Here is a 7,735-nt window from a genome sequence, read left to right as displayed (position 1 = left end):
CGAACCACTCGAACGCGCGGGGCACTTCCGGCACCAGGCCCGGAAATCGCTGCGCGATATCGGGCGGCGGCGTGCCGACCGTATCGGCTGCGCGCCACACCACCACGCCGCCGATCTGGTTGAATTTCGCGAGGCTTAGCCACGGCGTGCGCTGCGGCGCCGCGTCGAAAAGAAGATGCGGACGGCCGGCGTCAAGCGCAATCAGGGCTGCCAGCTGCGGATCGCCGCTCACCGCCCGCAGCGGCTGATTGGTGCGCCGCTCAAAGCTGTCGCCGAAGAACCGCGCAATCGCTCGCGCCGGCAGCGACGTCGCCACCTCGCCGCCGCCCGTCCAGGGCAGGAACAGCGTGGCCGCGAGCGCTACGAGCGCGGGCGCGACGATGGCTGCCGCCCAGACCGAGCGCAGCAGGCGCTGACGCCGCAGATGAACCAGATCGCCGGTGACGACGATCGCCGCCAGGCCCGACATCAACAACGCGACGCCCGACCCGCCCGCGACGCGATCGAGGTTGAAAACGCCGGAGATCAGGCTTCCCATCAGCGACGGCGCGACGGCGAAGAAATAAACGAAATCGCGCGCCAGCGGATCGACCGGCGGCCGATAGATGATCGGCGCCTCTTCCGGGTTGCGATTGAGCCAGCCGGAATTGAGCGCCGCCAGCACCAGGATGCCGGATATCGCCGCCAGCAAGCCGCCGAGCAGCGCGGCCCAGTGCAGCGCCCTCGCGCTCAAATCCGCGAGCGCCGGCCAGGGCGGCAAGAAAAGCGTATCGGCCCGGATCAGCCAGATCAGATAAGGCAGCACCAGCACGACGATCACCAGCAGCGCATACAGCGGATCGAACGACATCAGCATGCGCCGCCCGCGCAGCGTGGCGAGCGCAAATCCGACCAGCAGCAACAGCAGGCCGATCGCGGCGGAAGTGGTCAGCAGCAGAAGTCCGGCTTCGATCGACCAGGCGAACCAGGCGTTCCGCCTGTTCTGGCCGATCAACTGCCAGGAATGCAGCAGCAACAGCGCCCAGAGCGGGCGCGCCAGCACCAGCGGGCCGAACTCCAGCCCGGGTGAGCTGAATACCGCGACCGTCATGGTCAGGAGCACCGCGAGCACCGCTTGTTGTCCGCCGACAACGGCGCGCGCCAGCAGGTACAGCGTCCAGAACGTCACGATCGAGCAAAGCTCTGCCAGCAGATAGACGCCCAACAGGTGATTGCCGGCGGCGCGAAACGCGATATCGGCGAGCCAGAACGCCAGCGGCGGGCCGAGATCGGTCCCCACCTGGTATTCCCGACCATAGGCGAGCACGGTTGCAAGGTCGCCGGGAGGGCTTCGATACAGCACCAGCGGCACGGCCAGCCACAGCGCCGCCTGAAACAGCACCACAAGCCAGACCACCAACCGCGGCCGGGCGCGGATCAGTTCGATAATCAGGGAAGTGAAACGCATGAACCGTCCGAAATTCCCAACCGGCGCTGCAAGCCGGCGCTATTTCATCTCGAACGTTTGATAGAGCGCGGGGGCCGTCGAGGCAACCATGGCGTTTTCGAGCGAAGCCTGCGTCCAGCAAGACATCAAATTCCGGGCGAAATCTCGACTTCGACCTGCGTTTCCATGGTGACGATTCCGGGTTCGAACACCAATGCCAGCTGCTTTTCGCGCGCCGCCACGACCGGCGCAAACAGGCGGCGGTGATGCACGGTGGGCCCCAACCGGTCGAGCGCCTCGAGATGCTCCGGCACGCTGTAGCCCTTGTGCGACTCGAAGCCATAGCCCGGGCAATCCTGCGCCAGCGCGCACATCAGGCGATCGCGCGTCACTTTCGCAATGATTGATGCCGCCGCGACCGAGACAATCAGCCCGTCGCCGCCGATCACGGCTTCGCAGTCGCATTCGGTATCGAGCCGGTCGCGGCCGTCGACGAACACATGTTTCGGTATTTCCGGCAGCGCCTGCACCGCGCGCTTCAGCGCCCACAGCGAAGCGCGCAGGATATTGTCGCGGTCGATCCTTGCGGGCGACCCGAACGCCACCGCAAACGACGCGGTCGCGCAAATTTCCTCGAACAGTTCCTCGCGCCGCTCCGGCGTCAGCCGCTTGGAATCGTCGATGCCCCTGGGGATCCGTTTGGGGTCGAGCACCACGGCGGCGGCCACCACCGGACCCGCCAGCGGGCCGCGCCCGGCCTCGTCGCAGCCGGCCACCGGCCAGACGCCGCGCTTGATCAGCGCGCGCTCGCGGCGAAAGCTCGGCGGCGCAACGGCGATCACGCCCTTGGCGGGACTGGCAGGTTCGCCCTTTGATTTTTCCCGAATCATGGCCGGGATCGTGCGCAAGTGCGTCCCGCGGCGCAACCAGGAACTCGAGAGAATTCCCGCTATTCATTTTTCTCATCCTTCCTTGAAAGGGAAGGTTGACTAAAACAAACTGAGCTGCTGCCCGCTGCGTTTCGGCCTTGCGAAATGATCGGTCGTCAGTTTCGACCGCCGCTTGTTGAGCCCGAGTTTTTCGCAGGCGATCTCGAATCGTCGCCCGATCATCCAGGCCATCGGACCCGTGCCCTTCATTCGCGTGCCCCACTGCGAATCGTAGTCGCGGCCGCCGCGCATGTCGCGGATCAGCGTGAAGACGTGGCGATAGCGGTCGGGAAAATTGGCCATCAGCCATTCGCGAAACAGGTCGCGCACTTCCAGCGGCAGCCGCAGCAGCACATAGCTTGCTTCCTTGACCCCGGCATGCGCGGCTGCGTCGAGGATGCGCTCGATCTCCGAATCGTTCAGCGCGGGGATCACCGGCGCGACCATCACCGTGGTCGGAATGCCGGCCTCGGAGAGTTGCCGCAGCGCTTCCAGCCGCTTGCTCGGCGTCGAGGCGCGCGGCTCCATGGTGCGGGCCAGTTTGGCATCGAGCGTCGTCACCGAAATCGCAACCTTGGCGAGGTTGCGCCGGGCCATCCGCGACAGAATGTCGATGTCGCGGGTCACCAGCGCCGATTTGGTCACGATGCCGACCGGGTGCGAGGCGCGATCCAGCACCTCGAGAATGCCGCGCATGATCTTCCGTTCGCGCTCGATCGGCTGGTAGGGATCGGTGTTGGTGCCGATCGCGATCATGCGCGGTTCGTAGTCCGGCGCCGCCAGTTCCTTTTCCAGGAGCAGCGGCGCGTCCGGCTTTGCGAACAGTTTCGATTCGAAGTCGAGCCCCGGCGACAGGCCGAGAAAAGCATGCGTCGGCCTGGCAAAACAATAGACGCAGCCGTGCTCGCAGCCCCGGTAGGGATTGATCGAACGGTCGAAGCCGATGTCGGGCGAGTCGTTGCGGGTGATGACCTTTCGCGCGGTGTCGAGCGCGACCGTGGTCTTGAACGGCGGCAGTTCGTCGAGGCTCTGCCAGCCGTCGTCGAACGCGACGCGGGCTTCGGCCTCGAACCGGCCGCTGGCATTGGATTGCGCGCCGCGGCCACGCCGCCGCTCGCGCTCGATTGCGACCGCCAGTTCCGGAAAAGAAGTAGTCGCACCCGCCGGTTCGGAGGGCGCCGTGACCGGCGGGTGCTTGAGGGCATGAGAGGATGCTCGGCTCATGGTCCCTACATAACACGCCTTGAGAACAAATCAAGAACATAGAGTCTCAATCCACAAGTCAGGGAATTCGGCCCTCCGCGCCTGACGGTGCGGGGATGCCGCAAAAAGCTGCAGCCGGCAGGCTGTTTTGATGGTGACAAGGTGCTAACAGTGCGGCGCTTTTTGTCGTCCGAACTCGCGAAGCCTCGCCCATGCTGAGTGTCATCGTTCCCACCGAAGGCGTCGAACAACCTGCCGTCGCCACCCTTGCGGCACTGGTGCCCGGCGCCGCCGCCGGCGTGGTGAAGGAAGTGCTGCTGGTCGACCGCGCCGCTACCGGCGTGATCGAGCGGGTGGCCGACGTCGCGGGCTGCCGCTTTCTGCCCTTCCAGGGAACACGCGCGGCGGCGCTTGCCGCCGGCGCCCGCCAGGCCCGCTCGCCCTGGCTGATGTTTTTGCATGCCGGCGCGGTGCTGGATTCGGGCTGGATCGAGGAAACCGCGCAATTCATCGAACGCGTCTCGAGCAGCGGGAAACCTCGCGCCGGAATCTTCCGCTACGCGCGCTCGCCCTATGCCGAGACCGGCCTGCTCGACGGCCTGAAATTCGTGGCGCGCATGATCGCTGGCCCCTCGGCGGACCAGGGATTGCTGATCGCCCGCGACCACTACGAGCGGCTCGGCGGCTACGCGCCGGACGCCCGCCGTTCCGAGGCGAGGCTGCTGCGCCAGCTCGGCCGCACCTCGCGCATCATGCTGCGCAGCCGGATCGTGGTAGCCTGAATATACCTGAAGCCACGATACTTGCCAAAGTCAAATAATTGTTTGACAATGGCAACTATCGAGGTGTGCCATGCTCCAGCAAGATTCCGGCGGCCAGATCGCCAAGGTGCGGGCGTTCAACCGCTTCTACACGAGAAAACTCGGCGTGCTCGACCAGCAGCTCCTGAAGAGTCCGTTCTCGCTGAGCGAGGCGCGGGTGCTCTACGAACTCGCGCACCGCGAGGATGCGGCCGCCAAGGAAATCGGAATCGAGCTCGGCCTCGATCCCGGCTATCTCAGCCGGATCGTGCAGAAGTTTGACGAAGACGGGCTGATCACCCGCAAACCCTTAGCCGCGGACCGGCGGCAATACCGGCTCGGCCTGACCGCAAAGGGGCGGCAGGCGTTTGCCAAACTCGACCGCAGCACGCACGACGACGTCGCCGGCATGCTGGCGGCATTGCCTGACGGGGAACGCCGGCGCCTGGTCGGCGCGATGGCGGAGATCGAACGGCTGCTCGATACCTCCGGCAGTTCGGCGTCACCCGCAATCCTGCGCGAGCCGGGCCCGGGCGACATGGGATGGGTGGTGCAGAGCCATGGCGCGCTCTATGCCGGCGAATACGGCTTCGATTCCGGTTTCGAGGCGCTGGTCGCGGAGATCGTTGCAAAATTCCTGACCGGATTCGACGCCGCGCGGGAACGCTGCTGGATCGCCGAACTCGACGGCGCTCCGGTCGGCTCGGTGTTCCTGGTGAGGCACAGCGACGATGTCGCAAAGCTGCGGCTACTGCTGGTCGACCCGGCCGGGCGCGGACAGGGCCTCGGCAAGCGGCTGGTCGGCGAATGCGTCGCGTTCGCGCGGGCCCGCGGCTATCGCAAGATCACGCTGTGGACCCAGAGCATCCTAACCACCGCGCGAAAAATCTATCAGGAGGCCGGATTTGCGCTGGTGGCGAGCGAGCCGCACCGCAGTTTTGGGCAGAACCTGATCGGCGAGACCTGGGAACGCGAGCTCTAATTGTCATTCCGGGGCGCGCGGTAGCGCGAACCCGGAATCTCGAGTTTCCGGGTTCGCCTCTTCGAGGCGCTCCGGAATGACAGCGAAGAGCTACGCCGTCGCGCCCTTTGCCTTCGGGCGCCGCAGATGTTCGTCGAGCCGCGGCATGATCTCGACGAAATTGCAGGGCCGCGTGCGGTAGTCGAGCTGCGCCGCCAGAATGCCGTCCCAGGCGTCGCGGCAGGCGCCGGGCGATCCCGGCAGGCAGAAGATGAAGGTCGCGCCGGCGACCCCTGCGGTAGCTCTGCTCTGGATCGTCGAGGTGCCGATCTTGGCGTGGCTCAGCATGTGGAAGGCGATCGAAAAGCCGTCCATCCGTTTCTCGAACAACGGTTCGACCGCCTCCGGCGTCACGTCGCGGCCCGTGAAACCGGTGCCGCCGGTGGTGATGATCGCGTCAATGCCCGAATCCGCAATCCATCGCCTGATCACGGCGCGGATCGCCTCGATGTCGTCGGTGACGATCTCGCGCGCGACCAATCTGTGGCCGGCGGCAGTGAGCCGGTCCGCAAGCGTGGTGCCCGATTTGTCGTCGGTCAGCGCGCGGGTGTCGGAAATCGTCAGCACCGCGATGTTGAGGGGGACGAATTTTCGCAGCTCATCGATGGAAGACATGGCGTTCTATACCTCGTGTCCCGGACGCGGCGCAGCGTCCTTCACGCTGCTCCGCAGAGCCGGGACCCACTTGCGGTGACGTCGCATGGGCCCCGGATCAGCAGCGCATCACGCCGCAAGAAGCGGCGCGCTGCGCAGCATCCGGGGCACGCCGCCATCACAGCGAGCTCGCGCCGAACGTATCGCAGGCCTTCACCGTGCCCTGCTGGTAGCCGTTCATGAACCAGCGCTTGCGCTGTTCGGCCGAGCCGTGGGTGAAGGAATCCGGCACCACCCGCCCCGTCGCCTGCCGCTGCAGCGTGTCGTCGCCGATCGCGGACGCGGTCTGCAACGCGCCGTCGATGTCGCCGGGCTCGATGAAGCCCGGCCGCTTCTTGGCCTCGCGGTTGACCCAGACGCCGGACAGGCAATCGGCCTGCAACTCGATCTTGACCTGCATCGCATTGGCCGCCGCCTTGCTGCCGGCCGCCTGCTGCTGCGCCGTCACCCGCGGCAGGATGCCGAGCAGGTTCTGGACGTGATGTCCGGCTTCATGGGCGATGATATAGGCCGAGGTGAACTTGCAGGCGCCGCCCGAACAACCGTGAAAGCGGGTCTCGACCTCGCGGAAGAATCCGGTATCGAGAAAGATCTTCCGCTCCGGCGGGCAGTAGAATGGCCCCATCGCCGACTGCGCCATGCCGCAGCGGCCGCCATTGGTGACGTTGCGGAACAGCACGATCTTCGGACCGGTATAGGTCTGTCCCGCGGCCTGGAAGATTTCGCTCCAGCGATCGTCGATCTCGCCGAGGATGCCCGAGATCATGTCGCCCATCTGGTCCTTCGGCACGCCGTTGCTGGCCGAGGTCGAGCTGCGATCGCTCTGATAGCTCGGCGCCTGGCCGCTGCCGTTGAGAATCTGCGCGCCGCCGATCAGGATGCGCGGATCGATGCCGAACGCATACGAGATCAGGCCAAGCACGATGATGGTGCCGATGCCGAGCCCGCCGCCGCCCATCGGCAGGCCGAGGCCGCCGCCACCGCCGCTGCTGTCATCGCCGCGACGGTCTTCGATGTCGGCACTACGGCGGAAATCATCGTATTGCATGCTGTTCCTCACTCGATCTGCCGGCGACGCGCGCCGTGGGTACCGAACGCGGCACTCACGTAAAATTTCCGTTCCGTTAATCAATAACCCGCCCGGCAAAAATTGCCTAGCGTGAAAGAATTACCCGGTTAAGTCGATTTTTACTTTGCCTCGTCAATGTATCGGCAGTCGGTTGTTTAGTCCCGCGTCGCCGACAGCGTCGCCTGAGTCAGAGTAATTGAGTCATGGTTGTGTCGCGTCGCGGGGCGTCTGCAAGGGCGCCCCGCACTAAATTTGAGTCCGATCCGAATACCCGTATCGTCGTAGGCGATTGCGTCGCCGAGATGTCGAAGCTGCCGTCCGGTTCGGTCGATCTGGTGTTTGCAGATCCGCCGTACAATCTGCAGCTCAAGGGTGACCTCAAGCGTCCCGACGAATCCCACGTCGATGCCGTCAATAATGACTGGGACAAGTTTTCGTCCTTTGCCGCCTATGACGATTTCACCCGCGCCTGGCTGCTCGCCTGCCGCCGTGTCATGAAACCGTCGGCGACCCTGTGGGTGATCGGCTCCTACCACAATATTTTCCGCGTCGGCGCCATCATGCAGGACCTCGGCTTCTGGGTCCTCAACGACATCGTCTGGCGCAAGACCAATCCGATGCCGAATTTTCGCG

8 protein-coding genes are annotated in these 7,735 nt (G+C 65.2%); 3 read left to right on the top strand and 5 right to left on the bottom strand.

What is annotated here, in order from left to right; genetic code table 11:
• From VK804_RS07525 to VK804_RS07515, 3 genes are all read right to left on the bottom strand, one after another.
• On the bottom strand, window positions 1-1,447 hold a 1,447-nt coding region (locus VK804_RS07525; protein WP_325369471.1), incomplete at its 3' end, for a glycosyltransferase family 39 protein.
• A gap of 125 nt (window positions 1,448-1,572) precedes the next feature.
• Window positions 1,573-2,316 (bottom strand): ribonuclease HII, encoded by a 744-nt coding sequence (locus VK804_RS07520; RefSeq protein ID WP_325369469.1) that lies wholly within the window; start codon window positions 2,314-2,316, stop codon window positions 1,573-1,575.
• 99 nt (window positions 2,317-2,415) lie between these two features.
• Complete coding sequence (locus VK804_RS07515) at window positions 2,416-3,579, bottom strand: PA0069 family radical SAM protein (protein WP_325369467.1); 1,164 nt, start codon at window positions 3,577-3,579, stop codon at window positions 2,416-2,418.
• 191 nt (window positions 3,580-3,770) lie between these two features.
• Here VK804_RS07515 and VK804_RS07510 point away from each other — a divergent pair, with 191 nt between their 5' ends.
• Window positions 3,771-4,340: a glycosyltransferase gene (locus VK804_RS07510; protein WP_325369465.1), complete on the top strand. Its 570-nt coding sequence runs from the start codon at window positions 3,771-3,773 to the stop codon at window positions 4,338-4,340.
• A gap of 70 nt (window positions 4,341-4,410) precedes the next feature.
• Window positions 4,411-5,340 carry a helix-turn-helix domain-containing GNAT family N-acetyltransferase gene (locus VK804_RS07505; protein WP_325369463.1) on the top strand — a complete coding sequence of 310 codons (930 nt, stop codon included), beginning with the start codon at window positions 4,411-4,413 and terminating at the stop codon, window positions 5,338-5,340.
• Between the two features lie 90 nt (window positions 5,341-5,430).
• Here the strand turns inward: VK804_RS07505 and moaB are convergent, their stop codons facing one another.
• Both moaB and ypfJ read right to left on the bottom strand, forming a co-directional pair.
• The gene (moaB, locus tag VK804_RS07500; protein WP_325369460.1) at window positions 5,431-5,994 is read right to left on the bottom strand and encodes a molybdenum cofactor biosynthesis protein B; all 564 of its coding nucleotides are present in this window, start codon (window positions 5,992-5,994) and stop codon (window positions 5,431-5,433) included.
• A gap of 157 nt (window positions 5,995-6,151) precedes the next feature.
• On the bottom strand, window positions 6,152-7,081 hold the full coding sequence (gene ypfJ / locus VK804_RS07495; RefSeq protein ID WP_325369458.1) for a neutral zinc metallopeptidase: 930 nt from the start codon (window positions 7,079-7,081) through the stop codon (window positions 6,152-6,154).
• A gap of 224 nt (window positions 7,082-7,305) precedes the next feature.
• Between ypfJ and VK804_RS07490 the strand changes: the two genes are divergently transcribed.
• Window positions 7,306-7,735: site-specific DNA-methyltransferase (locus tag VK804_RS07490; protein ID WP_325369455.1), on the top strand; the 430-nt coding region annotated here is incomplete at its 3' end.

The organism is Bradyrhizobium sp. (assembly GCF_035484855.1).
In the GTDB taxonomy this organism is placed as follows: domain Bacteria; phylum Pseudomonadota; class Alphaproteobacteria; order Rhizobiales; family Xanthobacteraceae; genus Bradyrhizobium.
Note: the sequence above shows the minus strand (reverse complement) of the source record. Positions and strands in the feature narration are given on the sequence as shown.

What these genes read in the sequence shown, in the direction of transcription:
- VK804_RS07520 (WP_325369469.1), bottom strand. Translation starts at nt 2,316, where the DNA reads ATGATTCGGGAAAAATCAAAGGGCGAACCTGCCAGTCCCGCCAAGGGC.
- VK804_RS07505 (WP_325369463.1), top strand. Translation starts at nt 4,411, where the DNA reads ATGCTCCAGCAAGATTCCGGCGGCCAGATCGCCAAGGTGCGGGCGTTC.
- ypfJ (WP_325369458.1), bottom strand. Translation starts at nt 7,081, where the DNA reads ATGCAATACGATGATTTCCGCCGTAGTGCCGACATCGAAGACCGTCGC.
- VK804_RS07510 (WP_325369465.1), top strand. Translation starts at nt 3,771, where the DNA reads ATGCTGAGTGTCATCGTTCCCACCGAAGGCGTCGAACAACCTGCCGTC.
- moaB (WP_325369460.1), bottom strand. Translation starts at nt 5,994, where the DNA reads ATGTCTTCCATCGATGAGCTGCGAAAATTCGTCCCCCTCAACATCGCG.
- VK804_RS07515 (WP_325369467.1), bottom strand. Translation starts at nt 3,579, where the DNA reads ATGAGCCGAGCATCCTCTCATGCCCTCAAGCACCCGCCGGTCACGGCG.